This window comes from Flavimarina sp. Hel_I_48, assembly GCF_000733945.1.
Lineage (GTDB): Bacteria > Bacteroidota > Bacteroidia > Flavobacteriales > Flavobacteriaceae > Leeuwenhoekiella.
On the sequence record NZ_JPOL01000002.1, the window covers coordinates 2800333 to 2822191 of the forward strand.

Sequence of the window (21859 nt, forward strand, 5' to 3'; positions counted from 1 at the left end):
TGTGGGTATTTTGAAAATCTATTATTTCGGTAAGAATGCTATGAATCTGCGCGTTCTACCTCGCTTTCCAGCTTAAGTACGTGATCGCCATCTTCCTGTTCAATATAGAGCGCTTTATTGCCTTCTTCACCTTTCCTTGTGACTTCGTTTCCTTTAATGGTACGTGTTACTTTCTTGGTAAATGTGGACTTTACCGTTCCTTCAGCTGTACCGTTTCCCCATTCCCAGGTGACTTTTGTTCCTTCTTTGATCATGATTTTTTTTCTAAAATTAAATTTTAATTGCTGAAACTTTTTTCAGCTAACAGAAAATTAACATCATAATACATCAAAAAACAGCAGATTTTTAGCCAAAAAACACCGATTTTCAAGCGAAAACAACCGTTTTTTAAAAGTATAATTTTGTTTTTCAATATATACTGTGCTATTTATAAGTGGTTTTGATTAATTTTGCAACTATGAAACAAGGTTTCCACAATGCAATTTCGCTGCTGATGGCAGTACTGGTTTTAGCCAGTACCTTGTCATTTACGGTAGATATGCACTATTGTGGAGATCATCTGGTCGATTTTTCCCTCCTTCAGGCTAAAACCTGTGGAATGGAACCAAAAGTTGAACATCAGTCAAGTACGCCTGATTCCTGTGCGCCCCAAGTTGCCCAGAAATCCTGCTGTTCAGATAAGCAGTTCAAAGTAGACGGCCAGGAAGATTTAAAGCCATCTTTTACTGATTTTCATGTAAACGAACAGCTTTTTATTGCAAGTTTCGCCTATTCTTATTTATATCTTTTTGAAGACGTTGAGGTAGATTTCACACCTTTCCAGAAATATAGACCGCCGCATCTTACCCGCGACGTGCAGTTACTGCACGAGTCCTTCCTTATTTGATTTTTGTATTGCGCACACTTTAGTATTGCATTTTCAATACTTCAACGAATGCTTTTTTGCTAACGCGAAACGGCATCTCATCACGTAGTTGGTTTTACCATCTATTTAGTCGTACCTCAATACAATTATAATATGCTGAATAAAAGCATAAAATTCCTGATCGAAAATAAGTTGGTCGCCATTCTCCTGCTGGTTATTTTAGTCGGCTGGGGAACTATAAATGCACCATTTAACTGGAATCTTGCCGCCGTAGGACTTCCCAATAATCCCGTTGCCGTAGATGCTATTCCTGATATTGGCGAGAACCAGCAGATCGTTTACACAAAATGGCAGGGCCGCTCCCCGCAGGATATTGAAGATCAAATCACGTACCCTTTGACCAGTACTCTACTGGGCGTTCCTGGGGTAAAAACGGTGCGCAGTTCGTCTATGTTTGGTTTTTCCAGTATTTACATCATTTTTGAGGAAGATGTGGAATTTTACTGGAGCCGCAGCCGGATTCTTGAAAAGCTAAACTCCCTTCCCAATGGTCTGCTTCCCGAAGGCGTAAATCCTTCCCTGGGACCAGATGCAACGGGACTTGGCCAGGTTTTCTGGTACACGCTTGAAGGTCGGGATTCAAAAGGGGAAGTTACCGGGGGCTGGGATTTGCAGGAACTTCGCAGCGTACAGGATTATTATGTCAAATACGCCCTTTCAGCGGCGAGCGGTGTTTCCGAAGTAGCTTCCATAGGAGGTTATGTGCAGGAATATCAAATCGATGTAAACCCAGAAAAGATGCGCCAGTACGGTATTGAACTGGAGCAGATCGTAAAAGCGGTCAGGCAGAGCAATCAGGATATTGGCGCACAAACCCTTGAAATCAACAAAGCCGAATATCTGGTGCGCGGCCTGGGTTATGTCAAATCGATCGAAGATATTGAAAATGCGGTGGTCACTGCACAGGATTTTACCGCATTGCGTATCAAAGACCTCGCCCGGGTAAGCCTGGGGCCAGCACCACGTCGCGGTATTCTTGATAAAGAAGGTGCTGAGGTCGTGGGTGGGGTGGTAGTGGCACGTTACGGTGCAAATCCCATGGAAGTGATTACGAATGTCAAAGAAAAAATCAAGGAACTTAGTGCTGGTCTGCCGTCAAAAAAGTTGGCAGATGGGCGTACTTCCCAGCTGACCATCGTTCCGTTTTATGATCGTTCCAATCTTATTGCGGAAACCCTGGGCACGCTCAACGAGGCGCTTACGCTGGAGATTCTCATTACCGTGCTGGTTATTCTCGTCATGGTCTTTAACTTACGCGCGTCCATTCTTATTTCCGGTTTGTTGCCCGTGGCGGTACTCATGGTTTTTATTGCGATGAAAACGTTCAATGTGGATGCTAATATCGTAGCGCTCTCCGGGATTGCGATCGCTATCGGGACTATGGTTGATGTGGGCGTGATCCTTTCCGAAAATATCATCAGGCACCTGGAAGAAGATGAAAACGAATATCCCGAAGGCGGCGGACTTAGTATAGATACGCTAGTTTATAACGCTACCGCGGAAGTTTCCGGAGCGATTTTGACCGCTGTTTTGACCACGATTATCAGCTTTATACCGGTTTTTACCTTGGTAGGGGCAGAGGGCAAACTCTTCCGGCCGCTGGCGTTTACGAAGACCATGGCGCTTACCGCTTCCATTATCGTGGCACTTTTTATCATTCCGCCATTTGCGGCAATGCTCTTTAAAAAACGCAAATTACGGTCGGTTTTTCGGTATATTTCACCTGTTTTTCTGCTTGTTTCGGGCATTTTTGCCCTATGCTACGGCTATTGGTTAGGTGCGGTATTGATTCTTTTTGCGGCGATTTCCATACTGGTTTTACGCCATTTGCTTCCGCGAAAGCGTGCCGGTCAGCTAAGAAATGGAATTGCTATTACCACGATTGTTATTTTATTGGCCGAATACTGGCGCCCCCTCGGTTTTGACCGCGGTATTTTTATGAACCTGATCGTCGTTGCCATTATTTGCTTTGGCCTGCTGGGCATTTTCTGGCTGTTTCTCAGCTATTACACGCGTATTTTGCGCTGGGCGCTGCGTAATAAGTTGGTATTTCTTTCCATTCCCACGGTCATTATTATCTTTGGCGTCCTTATTATGCTCAATACCGGGAAAGAATTTATGCCGGCGCTCAATGAGGGCACTTTTTTGCTCATGCCCACCTCGCTGCCGCACGCCGGTGTGGAGGAAAATAAGCGGGTGCTGCAGCAGCTTGATATGGCCGTGGCTTCGATCCCTGAAATTGAAACCGTGGTGGGAAAAGCCGGCCGAACCGAATCTGCCCTTGATCCCGCGCCACTTTCCATGTATGAGAATATTATTCAATATGCTTCAGAATATAAGCGCAACGAACAAGGGAATCGCCAGCGCTACCGCGTCAATGAAGACGGTTTGTTCTTACTGAAAAATGGTTCCCTTTTCCTCAATAAAAACCTGGAAATCACTGAAAATGCCCTAAAATCGGCAGAAAATTCGGGTAAAACAGTACTAAAATCGGCAAAACTGGAAGAAAACCAACTCATACCGGATGAGGATGGCGCATATTTTCGCAATTGGCGTCCAGAAATCAACAGTCCAGATGATATCTGGAACGAAATCTCAAATGCCACACGCTTACCGGGAATTACGTCGGCGCCTAAACTGCAGCCCATTGAAACCCGTCTGGTCATGCTTCAAACCGGAATGCGCGCTCCCATGGGAATCAAGGTAAAAGGGCAAAACCTAAAGGAAATAGAAGCATTTGGGCTTCAACTGGAAACTCTTTTAAAACAAGCCGAAGGGGTAAAAAGTGAGGCCGTTTTTGCAGATCGTATCGTGGGGAAACCGTATTTGCTTATTGATATCAAACGGGAACGCCTTGCACGTTATGGGATCACGATCCAGGAGGTGCAAGAGGTACTTGAAGTGGCCGTGGGCGGTATGCAACTTACGCAAACCGTAGAAGGGCGTGAACGTTATGGCGTGCGGGTACGTTACCCACGTGAGCTGCGTGAAAATCCTGATGACCTCAAAAATATCTATGTGCCCGTGGCGGGCGGCGCTCCCGTGCCGCTTGACGAACTCGTGGAAATTCGCTATGAGCAGGGACCGCAGGTGATCAAGAGTGAAGATACGTTTCTGGTAGGCTACGTACTTTTTGATAAAAAAGATGGCTACGCCGAAGTAAACGTGGTAGAAAATGCCCAGGCGCTGCTTCAGCAGAAAATAAGCGCTGGCGAACTCGTAGTGCCAAAGGGTATCAGTTATAAGTTCACGGGAACCTATGAAAACCAGTTACGCGCGGAAAAAACGCTTTCTTTTGTCGTACCGCTGGCGCTGGTGATTATTTTTCTGATCCTGTATTTTCAGTTTAGATCTGTGGCGACTTCCCTTATGGTGTTTTCGGGAATTGCGGTTGCTTTTGCCGGTGGCTTTTTAATGATCTGGTTATATGGTGAGAATTGGTTTTTGAACTTCAATTTTTTTGGAGAAAACCTGCGCGATCTCTTTCAAATGCACACGATCAATTTAAGTGTCGCGGTATGGGTGGGATTCATCGCCCTTTTTGGTATTGCCACAGATGACGGCGTGGTCATGGCGACGTATCTCACGCAGACTTTTGATAAAAACAGTCCGCAGGATAAACAGGAAATCCGTGATTCCATCGTAGAAGCGGGGGAAAAACGCATTCGGCCCTGTTTGATGACCACGGCCACCACGATCCTGGCGCTGCTTCCCGTGCTTACTTCTTCCGGTCGTGGGAGTGATATTATGATCCCCATGGCGATACCCAGTTTTGGCGGGATGCTTATCGCGCTGATTACGCTGTTTGTAGTTCCCGTTCTGTTTAGCTGGAAAAAGGAGCTTATGTTGAATAAAATCCCCCTGACCCCAAAAGGAGGGACTAAAAATTGAAGAAAAGTTTGTCACTTCGAGTGCGCGACGGCAGGAGCGTGTATTGAGAAGAGATAGTAATATAGAACGAAAGTGCAAAAACGCTTTTCGATACAATTTTTAATCACGCTATCGCTGCATTAAAAACCACTCGAAGTGACCTGGTGATTGTTTAAAATATTTTCAATAATCCTTAAAAAAATAAACAAAACGTCAAATAAAACCTGAAAGAAGTCGTCTTGAAAATGAAAAATGCAAACCAGATTGTCACTTCGAGTGCGCGACGGCAGGAGCGTGTATTGAGAAGAGATAGTAATATAGAACGAAAGTGCAAAAACGCTTCTCGATACAATTTTTAATCACGCTATCGCTGCATTAAAAACCACTCGAAGGGACCAGCTGAGCGTTTAATGTATTTTAAATAATATCACAAAATGAACAAAAACGTCATAAAAACGACCGTTTTGAGTAGAATATCAAGGTGTAAAATGATAAAAGAGTTGTCGATTTATCTCTTCTCTTTTCTCGTTTTTAATTCTATTTCTGCGCAGGAACTGCAATCGTATATTGAAGAAGGGCAGCAAAATAATTTACAGATCCAGGCTTTTGAGATCCGGTATGCGACGGCTTTGGAAAAAGTCAATGAAGTGAGTCTGAGCAATACGGAATTGAGTGCGGGTTATTTTGCAAGTGCGCCAGAAACACGTACTGGCCCGCAGGTGGCGCGGTTTTCTGTGCGGCAAATGTTACCGTGGTTCGGTAGCCTTGCGGCACAGAGAAAGTCGGCAGGAGCGGCGGCTGCTTCAGAGCAAGCGGAAATTGCAATCACCAAACGGAAAATAGGCTTGAATGTGGCCAGCGCGTATTATACTTTATATACTTTGACCGCTAAGCAGCAGGTACTTCAAGCGCAGATGGAGTTGCTGCAGCGCTATGAAGAACTCGCGCTGACTTCTGTAGAAGTGGGCAAAGCTTCTGTGGTAGATGTGTTGAAATTGCAAATTCGGCAAAACGGATTACAGCAACAAAAAGAGATTCTGGCACAGGACTATCAGGCTGAAAAAGTACGTTTTAATGCGTTGCTAAACCGTGATCAAAAGCTGGAAATCGTGCTAGCTGATACGCTTTTTATCCCGAAGGAGAATTTTATGGAAAACGGAGAAAATCTTTCTATCAATCCAGAAATTCTTAAATACGATACCTTGTACGAAGCGGTGACCCAGGAAGAACTGGCCAACAGAAAAAGTGCCCAACCCATGCTTGGCGTTGGACTGGATTATATTCCGGTTGCAGAGCGGCCAGAAATGGCCATGAGTGATAACGGTAAAGATATTTTGATGCCCATGCTCTCGGTTTCCATCCCGCTTTTCAATAACAGTTATTCTTCAAAAAGTAAACAAAATGAGTTGCGGCAAAACGAACTACTGACGCAAAAAAACAATCGGTTAAATGAATTAAACATCCTTTTAGCCGAAGCAAAAAGTAGCTTGAAATCGGCTAAAATCAGCTATTTTATACAGGAAAACAACCTAAAACAAGCTAAAAATGCCGAAGAAATCCTATTAAAAAATTACGAGACCGGCACGATAGATTTTAATGACGTGCTGGATATTCAAGAGTTGCAATTGCAGTTACTGGTGGAGCAGCTCGATGCGGTAGAACGCTATTTTAGTCAGGCAGCTGTTATTAACTATTTAACCCAGGTCTAATGGAAAAAACGATATACGTAAAAAACATGGTCTGCGACCGGTGCATCAAAGTGCTGCGGGATGAACTGCAAAAAATTTCAGTAGAAGTTATCCAGATCAAACTGGGGGAAATACAGGTAAATCTTAAAAAAGGACAGCAAGATCAACTGGTCAAAGTGGTGGAAGATAATGGATTTTCAATCATAGATTCTGAACCCTTAAGAATTGTGGAACAGGTCAAAATCACACTGGTAAAACTGCTTGATGAACTGCCTTTGATCCTGCACGAGAACCTTTCGGTTTATCTTTCAAAAAAGCTCAATCAGGATTACGCTAAAGTAAGCAAGGTTTTTTCGGTCACCGAAAAAATCACCATTGAGAAGTATTTTATCAAACTTAAAATTGAAAAGGTAAAAGAACTTATTCAGGCAAATACGCAAAATTTTAGCGAAATAAGTCAGCTGCTTGACTATAGTAACGCAAACCATTTGAGCCGACAGTTTAAGAAGGAAACGGGAATGTCACTTTCAATGTATAAAAGCCAACAGGAAAATTTTAGAAATTCTTTAGACCAAATTGTATAGATATACGCCATAATTATACTCCTAATGCTCAGGTTAGCTACTTAATTTTATAATTAATTATTAGTAACCATAAATCAAAAACAATGAAAAATTCCAAACTTATTGAAAGTCTTTTGAACTGTGTAAGTCATTGCAATTACTGCGCAGATGCCTGCCTTTCTGAAGAAAACATCAAAATGATGGTTGACTGTATCAGGACAGACCGTGCATGTGCAGAAGTCTGTAACACAACCGCAAAGTTACTTGCCAGCAATTATGCTAACGTTGATGAATTAGTAGCGTTTTGCAAGTCTGTATGTGAACAATGTGCCGAAGAATGTGGCAATCACGACCATGACCATTGTCAATCTTGTGCGGAAGCTTGTACAACATGCGCTGAAGCCTGCGCAGAATATTTGAATCAATAAAAGAATAACCTGCAGAGGATGCGTCTTCACAAGAAACGTCCTCTGCAGATTCTTTTTTAAAAGAACTTAGAATAGCGCAATTTAATACGCATAGCATGAATGACTTTTTACAACAATGGGGAGAAGCAGCCTATACCACCGCCGGATTTTTCTGGATGGCGCTCTGGGCTTTTGCTCTGGGCTACGTTATAAGCAGTATGATCCAGGTTTTTGTTACCGAAAAAAAAATGCAGCAAACCATGGGGCAAAACGAATCAAAAGGAGTGCTTTTAGGTACTTTTTTCGGGTTTATAAGCAGTTCTTGTAGTTTTGCCGCGCTGGCCTCTACTAAATCACTTTTTAAAAAGGGAGCGAGTTTTGTCTCTTCTATCGCGTTTTTACTGGCTTCCACAAATCTTGTTATTGAGCTGGGCATCATAATTTCCATATTTTTAGGTTGGCAGTTTGTCGTGGGGGAATATGCCGGCGGTATTTTATTGATAGGTATCAGCTGGATCTTGATCCGACTCTTAAATCCTAAAAAACTCATTGAACAGGCGCGTAATAATTTAAAAGACAAAGACGATGATGGAGATAAAGATTCTAAATCCTGGAAGAAAAAAATAGAATCAGAAGAAAGTTGGGCAAAAGTATCCCAGCAATACGGCATGGAGTGGAAGATGGTCTGGAAAGATGTCACCGTAGGTTTTACGATTGCCGGGATCGTTGCCGCATTTGTACCAGATGCCTGGTTTGAAACCCTTTTTGTAGGCTCAGGAGGTGGGAATACGGACTTTAGTTTTCTTCAAATTATAGAACATATAGTGGTAGGCCCCGTAGCTGCTTTTATAACATTTATAGGTTCTATGGGCAATATTCCGCTTGCCGCACTTCTTTTTAGTAAAGGCGTAAGTTTTGCCGGGGTGATGGCCTTTATTTTTAGCGATCTGGTGGTTTTTCCCATTTTACGTATCAATGCCAAATATTATGGCTGGAAAATGTCACTTTTCATACTATTTCTGTTATTTACCTCGCTCGTGGGGGCTTCTTTAATTTTGCATTATTCCTTTGATTTGCTGAGCATACTGCCAGATCCTTCCCAGGTGACCATTTCGGAAAATAGCTATTTTGCAATTGACTACACCTTCTTTTTAAACCTCGCTTTTTTGTTGATTTCCGGTTTTTTGATCTACCTGGGCTTTTTTAAACGGAAAGATGTCATGTATATGAAAGAAATGGCGCCAAAAAGTAAGCTTCTGGAAAATATATTAAAATATGCCGCACTTATTTGTTATGTGTGGTTAGTGGGCGGACTCGTAATGAAGTTTACCATGAACGGGTAAAAAATTGAGAGTTAAGAATGAAAAATGAAAATTAAAATTGTCAGGTCGAATTGCTTTTAAGTCGGCAGCCGAAAAAGCTATATCGAGACCGATTTCATATAGAGAAGTGAGAATAGATAAAAGAGAGAAGAGAAGAGAGAAAAGGGAACTGGGAAGAGAGAACAGAGAGAAGTGAGAAATAGATTTCCGCCTTCGCGGAAATAAAAAAAAAGAAAATTATAATGAAGCATACCTATCACATACACGGCATGAGCTGTAATGGCTGCCGCGGTCACGTGGAGAAAACGCTTTCTGCTGTGAATGGGGTGACCGAAGTTGCGGTTGACCTGGAGACAGAAAAGGCGTTGATCCACATGGATAAGCACATAAAACTGAAAACCTTTCAGAAAGCCCTGGAGCATGATGGTGGCGGATATTCCATCGGAGCAATGGGAAATGACAAAACGGTAAAAAACCATAAAAAACAGTCGGAAAAGAGGCAAAAAGCATCTAAAAAGGTGGAAAATGGAGCAGGAATATTTTATTGCCCCATGCATTGCGAAGGTGATAAAACCTATGACAAACCAGGGGATTGCCCCGTCTGCGGGATGGATCTGGTAGAGGAGCAATCCCCCTTCCTTCGGAGGGGGACAGGGGGAGGATTTACGTGCCCCATGCATCCAGAAGTTCTGGAAGAGAAACCCGGGGATTGCCCCATTTGTGGGATGGATCTTGTGCCAAAAGCGCCCAGTGTGAGCGCTGAGGAAAAAACGTATAAAAAACTGTTGCGTAAATTCTGGATTGCGCTTGGGTTCACACTTCCTGTATTTCTTATTGCAATGAGCGGCATGCTACGGGAAAATCCTTTATATGACTTAATGTCTGTCAGATACTGGAACTGGGTTCAGTTTGGCCTTTCCCTTCCCGTTGTATTTTACGCGACCTGGATGTTTTTTGAACGTGCTTACCGAAGCTTAAAAACCTGGAATTTGAATATGTTCACCTTAATAGGCATAGGTGCGGGTGTGGCATGGGTTTTTAGTGTTTTTGCACTTCTCTTTCCCGATTTTTTTCCACCTCATTTCAAAACTGAAAACGGTAATGTGCATGTCTATTTTGAATCGGCTACCGTGATCCTGACCCTTGTCCTTATGGGACAGGTTTTAGAAGCACGGGCGCACGGTAAAACGAACGCATCAGTAAAAGCCTTATTGAAACTGGCGCCAAACAAAGCCATTAAGATCATTGATGGGGAAGAGAAGGAAGTGCCCATTGATGAAATAACGGTGGGCGATATTTTACGTGTAAAACCAGGAGAAAAAATTCCGGTAGATGGTCGTATTACGAAAGGAACAACTTCGGTTGATGAATCAATGATAACCGGTGAGCCGCTTCCCGTGTCCAAAAACCAAGGTGATAGCCTACGCAGCGGTACCATAAATGGTAATCAGGCCGTACTTATGGAAGCGCAAAAAGTAGGTGCAGACACCTTGCTTTCACAGATCATTGAAATGGTCAACAAGGCCAGCCGTAGCCAGGCACCCATTCAAAAACTTGCCGATAGGATTTCAGGATATTTTGTGCCCGTGGTAGTGCTCATTTCGGTAATCACGTTTGTGATCTGGGCGGTTTGGGGACCGTCGCCAGCGTATGTGTACGCACTGATAAACTCCATTGCCGTACTCATAATCGCATGCCCGTGTGCGCTGGGTCTTGCCACGCCCATGAGTGTCATGGTGGGAGTAGGAAAGGGCGCGCAAAATGGTGTTCTTATCAAAAATGCGGAAGCGCTGGAGAAATTGGACAAGATAGACGTCCTTATCATAGACAAGACCGGCACGATTACCGAGGGGAAACCTTCCGTAGAAAAAGTTGAAGTACACGATGAAGATTTCCGCGAAAGCGAGATCTTAAAATATATCGCTGCGCTGAATACGCTGAGCGAACATCCACTGGCGCAGGCCACCGTGCGCTATGCGAAGGACAAAGGTGTGCAACTTGTTGAAGCAGCTCATTTTAATGCGGTTACGGGAAAAGGGGTGACCGGAACCGTAGAAGGCAAGGAAGTTGCGCTGGGCAACACTGCCTTGATGGAAGAAAAAGCGGTAAATATTCCGCAGGATTTGGCAATAAATGCCGAAAAAGAGCAGAAAATGGGTAAAACGGTATCTTTTTTGGCCCTTGATGGTAGGGCGGTAGCTTTTGTCGTTATCGCAGATAAAATCAAAGCGAGCAGTAAAAAAGCGATAGAAAGATTACAGGAAAAAGGCATTGAAGTGCTCATGCTCACCGGCGACAATGCAGATACTGCGGCCGCTGTTGCTGCAGAAGTTGGCGTGGCTCATTTTAAAGCCAGTATGCTTCCAGAAGATAAGCTTGCCGAAGTAGAGCGTTTGCAAAAAGAAGGCAGGAGAGTCGCGATGGCCGGCGATGGTATCAATGATGCGCCCGCACTGGCAAAAAGTGACGTGGGTATTGCCATGGGGACGGGGACCGATGTGGCCATAGAAAGTGCCTCGATCACCCTTGTGGAAGGCGACCTGCACGGAATTGTAAAAGCCTACCAACTGAGCGATAAGGTGATGAAAAATATCAAACAAAACCTATTTTTTGCACTTATTTACAATACGCTGGGAATCCCGGTTGCAGCCGGAATTCTGTATCCATTTTTTGGACTGCTTTTATCGCCCATGATTGCGGCGCTGGCGATGAGTTTTAGTTCGGTTTCGGTAATTGCGAATGCGCTAAGGCTTCGGGGAGCGAAGATTGATTGAGATTTTTTAATGCGTAGATTTTTGAATGTGTGGATTGCTGTTGCGCAGAATTCTTGATCTATAATTTAGATATGTATGTTAACTGATATATAAGTAAAAATTAAAAGCTTGATAAAATAGATAAAATGAAAAAATACTTAATTTATGGTATCCTGCTTTTTGTGGGAATTGGTTTGGGAGCCCTACTTTTTTCCAGTTCCAAAGAAAATGTGCATATTCAAGAATCCACACATCAGCATATCCAGGAATCCAATAATCAAGAACTCTGGACATGCTCCATGCATCCACAAATACTGAAAACCGAACCTGGCGATTGTCCCATTTGCGGGATGGAATTGATTCCGGCAACCGCGTCTGATGAAGGTCTTGGGCTCAACGAAATACGGATGACCAAAAATGCGATGGCACTTGCCAACGTTCAGACCACGGTTATTGGGGATTCAGGTCAAAAAGCAGGAACCAGTATCACGCTTTCGGGAAAAATCATTCAAAATGCCGAAAAAATGGCCGTTCAGGCGAGTTATTTTGATGGTAGGATTGAAAAATTGAACGTAAATTTTGAGGGGCAGGAAATTCAGAAAGGGCAGTTGCTGGCTACTATTTATTCACCAGATCTTGTTGCGGCACAGCAAGAATTGCTTACCGCGGTGTCCATGAAAGAATCACAACCGCAATTGTACTCTGCGGTGCGCAAAAAGCTAAACTTGTGGAAACTGAGCGAAAATCAAATCAATTCCATAGAAAAATCTGGTAAAGTTCAGGAAAATGTTCCGGTTTATGCCACGGTTTCCGGCACGGTGGATGAAGTAATGAGCGCTGTGGGCGATTATGTAAAACGTGGTCAGCCCTTGCTTAAAGTGAGTAATTTAAGCAGCGTATGGGCAGCTTTTGATGTGTATGAGAATCAATTGGGCCAACTCAAAAACGGCGATAGTATTTCCATTATCGCAAATGCTTTTCCAGATAAGAAATTTAGCGCGCAACTTTCCTTTATTCAGCCCACATTAAACACACAAAGCCGAACCGTAAGCGTTCGCGCTACCTTAAACAATACTGAAAATCTTCTAAAACCAGGAATGTTCGTGACCGGGAAGTTAGATACCGGCACTGCAAACAAAACAGCTGCAAATTCAAACTTAATAATTCCCGCAAGCGCAGTGCTGTGGACGGGAGAACGCTCGTTAGTCTATGTTAAAACCGATAAAAACGAGCCTGTTTTTGAAATGCGGGAAGTGACACTGGGCTCCAAAAATGGGGAAATGTATAGTGTAAGCAGCGGACTTGAGAATGGCGAGGAGATCGTTACCAATGGTACATTCACCGTTGATGCCGCCGCACAGTTGCAGGACAAAAAATCAATGATGAATCAGGCAGAAAATACACCGACAGATGAAATGATGCGTATGGAGCTGCCTGAACGATTCCAACGTGAATTTATCGCCGTTTTACCTGATTATCTGCGTTTAAAAGATGATTTTTTTGATGGGGAGAGTACCCAGATTTCCGCTAGTGCGGAAAAATTGGCTTCGGCTTTTGGTAAAATAGATATTACCGAATTAAGTGGAATGGTTAAATCACATTCTGATGTAATTCTGAAAAATTTACAGAAAATAGAGAAAACGAAAGATCTGGAAGCCCAGCGTGAAGCCTTTGTAAAACTCAATGAAAATATGGTTGCCATTGCCAGGAACTTAAATGAAGTCCCACAAGCGCTCTACCTTCAGCAATGTCCCATGGCCAATAATAACAAAGGTGCACTATGGCTGAGTGCAAGTAAAGAAATAAGAAATCCATATTATGGTGAAGCAATGAAAAACTGCGGAAGCGTAATTGACAGTTTGTTTTAAATTACAACTATTTGATAGTTTTGAAATTATGGGATAGGTAATGCGGATTTTCATTCTAATCCTTAATTCTTGAATATAAATGTTTCCTGAATTTCTTAATTAATTAAAATAACGCAAAAATCTACGTTGTAAGCTAGATTATTGTCTTTTAACAACATTTAAACTACTACAAAGTTTATTTTTACTTGAGTTATATAGTCGATGGGCATCTTATTTTTGATCATTTGAAGTTACTTTCAGTATCAAAAAAGATGTGCATTCGCAATGTAAAGCAAGTATGGATACCACAATTCTAAAAGCCGAAAACATTTCAAAACAATACCGTCTGGGTGTTGTGGGCAGTGGTACTTTGAGGGACGATTTCAAACGACTGGTTGCGCGTGTACGAGGCAAAGAAGATCCTTTTCTAAAGGTGGGCGACGTAAATGATAGAAGTAAAACCTCAAGTGAGGATTATGTCTGGGCCTTGCGCGATATTAATTTTGAAGTGAGGCGTGGAGAGGTATTGGGGATTATAGGTAAAAATGGCGCAGGAAAGTCCACCTTGCTAAAGATACTTTCACGTGTGACCGCTCCTACTACTGGCACCATAAAAAGCCGTGGCCGCATTGCTTCCCTCCTCGAAGTGGGTACTGGATTCAACCCCGAACTTACCGGGCGGGAAAATATTTACCTAAATGGAGCCATATTAGGGATGACCAAAGCTGAAATCACATCAAAACTTGATGAGATTATTGCGTTTTCAGGTTGTGAACGCTATATAGATACCCCTACCAAACGTTATTCTTCGGGAATGACAGTAAGATTGGCTTTTGCCGTTGCAGCGCATCTGGAGCCAGAGATTCTGGTCGTAGATGAGGTTTTAGCGGTGGGAGATGCAGAATTCCAGAAGAAAGCCATAGGTAAAATGCAGGATATTTCCAGCGGAGAGGGAAGGACAGTGCTCTTTGTAAGTCATAATATGGCGAGTGTGCAGAACTTATGTACGCGTGGGATTTTGCTTGAAAATGGTACTGTAACCATAGATGATAAAGTAAACAGAGTCATTGAGAAATATATGCAAGCTGCTCAACATGGAGCCTCTGAAGAGCTCATTAAGGGCATCGATTCAACTGAGCGAACTGGGAGTATGGTCATGCAGATAAAAAACGTAGAATTAGTCACAGAGAAAGTTGGACGTTTCCCAGCAACTGGTTCACCACTTACATTTAAATTCGAATTAGATAACCCCCAGCATATTTCTATCAAAGATTTACGTCTTGATTTTAGGGTAGATGATTATATGGGGCAACGGTTATTGTGGTTCAGTACTTCAATATTTGAAAATGAAGATAAAAGGCAGGCTTATTACATTTCGTTCCATTTAAACAAGTTACCGCTTAATTCAGGTCAATATTTTGTAACGACCCATCTTAGCGTGAAAAACGAAATTGCAGACTGGGCCAAAAATGCTTTTCATTTTAATGTTGAAGAAGGATTTTTCTATCATTCTTTTAAAAAAGTTGCGACAAGTCAAAGCAAAGTACTAACAGATTTTGAACTTCTATTTAATGATTAATAGACTTAAAAGCTATTTCCAAAATTTGCGGAAGGAAGTTAAGGATATCAACTATTCACAGAAGGAGTTGTGGGCTACACATAAATTGCAATCTTTGTTTAGTGAAGGTCATTTTATTCCACAGACTGGCTGGTCTATGACTCCTCAGGCTATTTTACATTCTTTGAACATTATCTCCTTAGATATGCCGGAGACAATAGTAGAATTTGGTAGTGGAGCCACTACACTGTACATAGCAAAGTTGTTAAAATTAGAAGGCAGTAAGACAACTTTCTTTTCAGTAGAATCAGACCTTGCCTGGAAACAAAAAATGGATTTGCAACTAAGTATCCATGGACTTCAAGATTATGTGACTTTAATTTATTCCCCTTTGAAGGAAGTTTCATCTGCTTTAGTTTTTAAAGAACAGGAAACTTGGTATGATACAGAATCTATAGGAGCAGCAATGAAGAAAGTAACAAAAGTTGATCTGGTTATCATTGATGGGCCATTTGGAGGTAGTACACCTTATGCGAGATACAGCGCTTTTCCATTCTTGCAAAATAAAGCTACGGAAAAAACAATATGGCTATTAGATGATACAAATAGGCCTCAAGAAATAGAGATTTTAAAGGAATGGCAACGGCAAAGTAATCTTAAATTGAATGTTTATACTAGATATTCTTTGTTAATGCACCCCAAGAAATTTGATTACACGCCCTATAAAATGCAATAAAAAAAATAACGAAAGCAACTTCATTCTCAAAAACATTGACAAACCAACACTCAACAATAAAAGATAAACATATATTTTTTCTCTCTGCTTCTGACAGAATCAATTATGGGGATCTATTATTTCCCATCATTTTTGAAAAAATGATGGGTAACAGCGATTATGTTTTCCATAATTATGGAATAATTTCATCGAATCTTGAAAATTTCGGTGCATTACCTACCCATTCTTATGCCACTATGTTGAAGGATATAGAAAAATATAGCGGAAAATTGGTAATAGGCGGTGGAGAGGTTCTTTTCTCGGAATGGGAAACTCTTTTCGGTTTTATAAGTGGTACGTATTCCAGGCTAAACGCAAACAAATTATTTTCTAAAATAGAACGTAGGCTACAGATCGCTAAGCGAACATTAGGCGGTCAAAAAGTTTCTTTGCCTTTTAGCCCGCACCCGGAGGAATTGAACAAATCAGATTTAAATATTTACTATAGTTCTGTGGGAGGTCAGTTTTACGGTGACTTAAAGTGGAAGAAGAATAAAGATGCCCTGCACGCAATGGAAGCTGCCAAATATATATCAGTAAGGGATCAGCGCAGTAAGGACTCCTTGAACGCCGCAGGTCTAAATGCCAAACTGGTGCCAGATTCTGCATTGATTATGTCTGATTATTTCTCATTGGAAAATCTGATAAAAGAGAGCAAAGTAAGTCCGGAGATTTACAGGGAACCTTGTATGTTTGTTCAATTGGGTCGTTTTAAAGGTCCTGATGATCTTTCCTTATTTGGTCAAAAACTAAAAACAATTAGCAAAGCCCTTCAACTAAAGGTTGTGCTTTGTCCTATTGGCATTGCTCCCGGCCATGAAGATGATATCATCCTTAAAGAACTGGCTTCAAGGAATGATGATTTTGTATTTGTCATGCCAGCGTCCATAAGTGATATTATGTTGTTGATTGCACAATCCCAATTTTATCTAGGCACAAGTTTGCATGGTCTTATAACTGCCCAGAGTTTTAATGTGCCCCATCTGCCCTTGAATAAAAAAATAACAAAAGCAGTTTCCTATCTTAATACCTGGGTAGACGATTCGCTAAGAGCTGCAGATTTTACTGATGATTTTTACGTTATTGATACTTTTAAAAAGTGGAAGACCGAAAAAATCAATAAAAATACCGACTTACAAAAAGAAATGGTTCGCAATAACCTAAAATATATTTTACAAGATTAATGAAAAACAAAATTTACATTGTAATCGTAACGTATAATGGTATGAAATGGCTGGACGAGTGTCTGTCCAGTACCGGTCCTTATCCGGTTATTGTCATAGATAATAATTCTAAAGATGGGAGTGTGAAATTTATCGAAAAAAACTATCCCAATGTTATTCTATTGAAACAACAGGAGAATCTTGGTTTTGGAAAATCCAATAATATAGGCATTAAATATGCTCTAGAACAAGGCTGTGAGGGCGTTTTCCTGCTTAATCAGGATGCTTATCTAGCAGAGGATACAATTTCCAACCTTTATGATTTTTATCAAAATAATCCAGAATATGGACTTTTGTCGCCAATACATTTAGATGGATCAGGACAATTGTTAGATCGTAATTTTTCTCAGTACATGGAATATGATCATAATAATGAGTTCTATAGCGATGCACTTTTGAGAGGGTTAAAAGGGTGCTATGATGTGCCATTTGTAAATGCTGCCGCCTGGTTCTTACCGCGTAAGAGTCTTGAAGATATAGGTGGATTTGATCCCATATTTCATCATTATGGAGAAGATGACAATTATTGCCAGCGGTTGCGTTACCATGATTTTAAAATTGGGGTCCTCGCTGACACCTGGGTACGCCATGACAGGGAATATAAAATAAAGAATAATCTGTCCCTCACACACACAGATTATTTTAAAAAGTCTGAACATGAGTTTAAAAAATCTATGGCGAATATAGGTTTTCAAAGTAGCGATCATGAAGTCAAATACACCCTACAACGGCAATTTTTAAAAACCACACTTTCTGCATTTAAAGGAAAATTAAGTTTGGCAAAAAAGCAACTGCAACTTTATCAATTGCAGAAAAAGTGGAGCAAGGAGATATTAAGAAGTAGAGCTATAAACCGCGAGAAGGGAGCGCATTATATTTAAGAATGCAGGAACTGGTGAGCATCATAATTCCCACTTATAATCGAGCGCATCTTATAGGACAGACGTTGGATTCTGTATTGGCACAGACGTATAAATATTGGGAATGTATTGTAGTGAATGATGGCTCTACCGATTATACGGATGAATTGCTGGAATTCTATGTTAAGAAGGATACCAGGATACGATATTATCATAGACCATTAGACCGTCCTAAAGGAGCAAATGCCTGCAGGAATTTTGGGTTTGAGGTTAGTAAAGGGCAATATATCAATTGGTTTGATAGTGATGATTTGATGATGCAGATCAAAATTGAGGAACAGTTGAAAATCCTGAAGACAAATATGTCATTTAGTTTCTGTACTTGCGAATATGGACTTTATGATGAAGATTTTAAATTAATTGCAAAAATGGGGTACAAAACTTCCAACCTACTGGAAGACTACATACTGGGAAAGGCTTATTTTAATCTGCCAACTACTGTTTTTAGAAAAACTTCTCTTTTTGATAAACCCCTTAATGAAGCTATTTATAAGGCTCAGGAAATGGAATTTTTTTTCCGTTACCTTCAACAGGAAGGAATAAGTTATACGTTAATGGATCAAGAACTTTTAAAGGTTCGTCTACACGATCAAAATATCACCAAAAGTTTTTACCTTGGCAATAAAAAGGCAATATCTTCAGAGATGGCAGTGAGACTTGAAGGATTACAAATTCTAAAAACAATGTCTACAAGGAAAAAAATAAATATAGCGTTATCTAATTATATGAAATTTTTAAAGGCTATACTAATACAAAAGGAGATGTACCTCTATTATTATTATCTGATTAACTTAACAAAAGTTTTACCTTTAAGGGAGTATCACAAGCTTTTAAAACTGGCGATCATAGGAATGATTTATGGCTTCACTAATAAAGGATTGTATCGATTTCGTCGTGATTTTGATTTTAGACATTAAAAATGGATTTCACTAATAAGAATATCCTTTTGATCATGCATCAGGCCAGCCTGGGGGGCGCAGAGAGACAGGGCTTAAGTCTGGGCAAAATATTTACCGAAAAATATGGCTGTAAGGTATATTTACTGCTTACATTTTCTGAAAAAACTTCTGCAGAATTTGACGACTACGCTAGTAAATGCCATATTAAGGAAACCTTTTTTTTTGGAGAACCCTACATTGTTCTCAAGCGTGAATGGTCATACAAAAACCTAAAGCGCTTGGTTTGGTCTATTAAATATCTTTTAAGATTGAGAAATGGCTTAAAATCCTATAAAATTGATCTTATATTTCCTTATCTGAATTTTCCAAGTAAAATTGCTTTTTATCTCTATAAACTACTTCCTACTGCGAAGTTTGCTTTCTGGCATCAGTTGGGCCTTGATACATTTAAAGATGATATTTTTGAAAACTACTCGGCAAAAAATGTTCCCTGTATTATTGCTAATGCTCCTACCGGTGTAGATTTATTTCAGAAAGCTCACCCCAAAAGCAAAAGACCCTTGTATGTGCTTCCCCAGTTTCTTGCAATTGATTACGTGATAAAACCAAAAGCAGAATTAAGCAACGCGTACGGCATCCCGCCAGACCGTGTAGTTATAGGAATGGTTGCTCATTATCGCCTGGACAAATTGCATGGGTTGCTGTTAAATGTTTTTGGTGAACTGCTTAAGGAAAATAATGCGATTCAGTTGGTATTATTGGGAAATAAGCGAACAAATAAGGTCACAGAAATGAAATTCCAGCAATTGAAGGATACAATTTCAGCTAAGAACATTAATGAACATGTTTGTTTGCTTTCAGAAAAACCAGTCGAGGATGTGCTTAATATTATAGATATTGGTGTTTTAGTATCAGAGATAGAAGGTACTCCCAATGCAGTAATGGAATATATGGCCTATGGACTTCCAGTGGTAGCAACAAACCACCCCGGCTGCAAACTTTTGCTACAAGATTCCAATTTTTTGATTGAGAACCAAGAAGAAGACTTGGCAGAGGTTTTAAAAATGCTGATAAAATCTTCAGAATTACGAAAAAGCGAAGGTGAAAAAAATAAAGAATTGATTAAAAAAAGAAATCCAGAGGCTTACTTAAATCAATTGTCTTCAATAATTGATGAATTTTATGAATAATCTAATTTCTATTATTCTTCCAGTTTATAACGGTGAGCAGTACTTAAAGGAGGCGATAGAAAGTTGCCTAAACCAAACGTATACAAATTTTGAATTGATTATAGTGGACGATTGCTCTACAGATGCGACATTAGAAGTTGCTAAAAAATATAGTGGTAAAGATCATCGTGTGAGTATTATATCCAACGAGGTAAATAAAAAACTTCCTGCAAGCTTAAACATTGGTCATCATGAAGCAAAAGGGGAATATTTGACATGGACATCAGATGATAATATCCTAAAAAAAAACATGCTAAGCTCTTTGTTACAATGCTTTAAAGGAGCTGAGCATGATTTAGTGTTTTCAAATTACGATGTGATTGAGGCAAATGGCAAATTTAGAAGAACCCACCATTTTGGTCCAGTTTGCAGTTTGCCTTTTGGCAGTTGTATTGGAGCGAGTTTTCTTTACAGGCGTAGGGTTTTTTTTGAATTGGGAGGCTACGATGAACGTTTACATACAATTGAGGATTATGATTTTTGGCTTAGAGCAGCTTTAAAATATCGTTTTTTTCATTTGGAAGAATCTCTTTATAAGTACAGAGTACATCAAAAGAATTTAACTTCAACTATCGATAATAATAAAGATTTTCGAGATGCTTTTAAACAGAAACATAATATCGTTCACGATAAGTGGCTAATTCAAGTGAACGGGTCAGAAGAGACAAAAAACTTCCTTATGATGGTCAAAAGATTTAGAAAATGGGACTGGAAAGTTTTGAAAATACATTATCAGGAAATTATTAATGATCTTTTAGCTTTTCAAAATTTAACTAATAGTAATGATAAAGATTCTGTTTTAGTTTTTTTAGACGCTGTCTTAAGGAATAATCTTATTGTCAATCCTGCAGATAAAAGTTTTTTGTTGTGGCTCCTTTATAAAAGACCTGGAATAATATTTAATTCAAATTATAGCAAGAGAAATACTTTAAAGATTTTAAAGAGTATATTTTAAAGAAGCATGATTTCCATAATTATACCAACCTATAACCGCGCTCATTTTATTATCGAAACACTTCAATCTATCCAAAATCAAACGTATAAACATTTTGAATGCTTTATTGTCGATGACGGAAGTACTGATGGTACAGAAGATGAACTACAAACTTTTTTAAATGATGACCGATTTATTTATAAAAAACGCCCTACGGAGTATAAAAAAGGACCTTCGGGTTGTAGAAATTATGGTTTGAGCAATGCCTCTGGCGATTTTATTGTTTTTTTTGATGATGATGATATTGTCCATCCCAGAAATCTGGAATGCTGCCTAAAGGAGATGCGCTCAAATTCCTACGATTTTTGTCGTTATCAACGCGAGGTTTTTAATAATAAATTTGATTATGATTTTGACAAAGAAATAACATACACTGCTTTTGAGATTGACAAAAGTAAATTACCTGATCTTATTACAAATAAACTTCCTTTCAATAATTGTGCGATTATGTGGAGTAAAAAATGTTTCGATAAGAACCGCTTCAAAGAACAGTTGGAATATGCTGAAGAATGGGAACTCTATTCACGTATTTTAGCAGAAGGAAAGATAGGGATTTCGATTGATAAAACTTTGTATTATGCTCGAAAACACCCTAATTCAAACACCGGGGAATTCTATGCAGGAAACACAAAACGCCTAAATTCAAAAATAGAAGCTTCAAAACTGATTATTTCCAATCTTAATAAAAAGAAATTATTAAGTCCTCAAATGATCCATTTTTTTACCTGGGAAAGTGTACGTTTTAAAAGTAAGGCATTGTATAAACATCTAATCCAGCAACCCTCGCTTTCCCCTGTGCAGAAATCAAAAATATGGATACAGCATACTTTAGGTCCAGCCACTCAATTTTTGATGCGATTCAAGAAGAAATTGAAATGATGCGTTA

General features: G+C 40.1%; 17 protein-coding genes. 16 read left to right on the forward strand and 1 reads right to left on the reverse strand.

The window, feature by feature from the left end:
* Positions 1–38 precede the first annotated feature (38 nt).
* Complete coding sequence (locus P162_RS12315) at positions 39–254, reverse strand: DUF2945 domain-containing protein (protein ID WP_031427704.1); 216 nt, start codon at positions 252–254, stop codon at positions 39–41.
* Positions 255–457: 203 nt separating this feature from the next.
* Here P162_RS12315 and P162_RS12320 point away from each other — a divergent pair, with 203 nt between their 5' ends.
* From P162_RS12320 to P162_RS12395, 16 genes are all read left to right on the forward strand, one after another.
* The gene (locus P162_RS12320; protein WP_031427706.1) at positions 458–886 is read left to right on the forward strand and encodes an HYC_CC_PP family protein; all 429 of its coding nucleotides are present in this window, start codon (positions 458–460) and stop codon (positions 884–886) included.
* A 132-nt stretch (positions 887–1018) separates the two neighbouring features.
* Positions 1019–4816, forward strand: coding sequence for an efflux RND transporter permease subunit (locus P162_RS12325; RefSeq protein ID WP_035917039.1), 3798 nt, complete (start codon positions 1019–1021; stop codon positions 4814–4816).
* Between the two features lie 467 nt (positions 4817–5283).
* On the forward strand, positions 5284–6504 hold the full coding sequence (locus P162_RS12330; RefSeq protein WP_081868423.1) for a TolC family protein: 1221 nt from the start codon (positions 5284–5286) through the stop codon (positions 6502–6504).
* Positions 6504–7067, forward strand: a complete 564-nt coding sequence (locus tag P162_RS12335; protein WP_031427711.1) for a helix-turn-helix domain-containing protein — start codon at positions 6504–6506, stop codon at positions 7065–7067. The genes P162_RS12330 and P162_RS12335 overlap by 1 nt, the downstream gene beginning before the upstream one ends.
* Before the next feature lie 83 nt (positions 7068–7150).
* Positions 7151–7474: a four-helix bundle copper-binding protein gene (locus P162_RS12340; protein WP_031427713.1), complete on the forward strand. Its 324-nt coding sequence runs from the start codon at positions 7151–7153 to the stop codon at positions 7472–7474.
* A 95-nt stretch (positions 7475–7569) separates the two neighbouring features.
* Complete coding sequence (locus P162_RS12345; RefSeq protein WP_031427715.1) at positions 7570–8796, forward strand: permease; 1227 nt, start codon at positions 7570–7572, stop codon at positions 8794–8796.
* A gap of 221 nt (positions 8797–9017) precedes the next feature.
* Positions 9018–11549 (forward strand): heavy metal translocating P-type ATPase, encoded by a 2532-nt coding sequence (locus tag P162_RS12350; protein ID WP_031427716.1) that lies wholly within the window; start codon positions 9018–9020, stop codon positions 11547–11549.
* Between the two features lie 125 nt (positions 11550–11674).
* Positions 11675–13396, forward strand: coding sequence for an efflux RND transporter periplasmic adaptor subunit (locus P162_RS12355; protein WP_031427717.1), 1722 nt, complete (start codon positions 11675–11677; stop codon positions 13394–13396).
* A 277-nt stretch (positions 13397–13673) separates the two neighbouring features.
* Positions 13674–14954, forward strand: a complete 1281-nt coding sequence (locus tag P162_RS12360; protein WP_031427718.1) for an ABC transporter ATP-binding protein — start codon at positions 13674–13676, stop codon at positions 14952–14954.
* Complete coding sequence (locus tag P162_RS12365) at positions 14947–15669, forward strand: class I SAM-dependent methyltransferase (protein ID WP_031427719.1); 723 nt, start codon at positions 14947–14949, stop codon at positions 15667–15669. The genes P162_RS12360 and P162_RS12365 overlap by 8 nt, the downstream gene beginning before the upstream one ends.
* A gap of 35 nt (positions 15670–15704) precedes the next feature.
* Positions 15705–16892 carry a polysaccharide pyruvyl transferase family protein gene (locus P162_RS12370; RefSeq protein ID WP_031427720.1) on the forward strand — a complete coding sequence of 396 codons (1188 nt, stop codon included), beginning with the start codon at positions 15705–15707 and terminating at the stop codon, positions 16890–16892.
* On the forward strand, positions 16892–17812 hold the full coding sequence (locus P162_RS12375) for a glycosyltransferase family 2 protein (protein ID WP_035917040.1): 921 nt from the start codon (positions 16892–16894) through the stop codon (positions 17810–17812). The genes P162_RS12370 and P162_RS12375 overlap by 1 nt, the downstream gene beginning before the upstream one ends.
* Before the next feature lie 2 nt (positions 17813–17814).
* On the forward strand, positions 17815–18768 hold the full coding sequence (locus P162_RS12380) for a glycosyltransferase family 2 protein (RefSeq protein ID WP_051907879.1): 954 nt from the start codon (positions 17815–17817) through the stop codon (positions 18766–18768).
* Positions 18769–18770: 2 nt separating this feature from the next.
* Complete coding sequence (locus P162_RS12385; protein WP_031427724.1) at positions 18771–19940, forward strand: glycosyltransferase; 1170 nt, start codon at positions 18771–18773, stop codon at positions 19938–19940.
* Positions 19933–20934, forward strand: coding sequence for a glycosyltransferase family 2 protein (locus P162_RS12390; protein WP_164076257.1), 1002 nt, complete (start codon positions 19933–19935; stop codon positions 20932–20934). The genes P162_RS12385 and P162_RS12390 overlap by 8 nt, the downstream gene beginning before the upstream one ends.
* Positions 20935–20940: 6 nt before the next feature.
* Positions 20941–21852: a glycosyltransferase family 2 protein gene (locus P162_RS12395; RefSeq protein WP_031427727.1), complete on the forward strand. Its 912-nt coding sequence runs from the start codon at positions 20941–20943 to the stop codon at positions 21850–21852.
* Positions 21853–21859 lie beyond the last annotated feature (7 nt).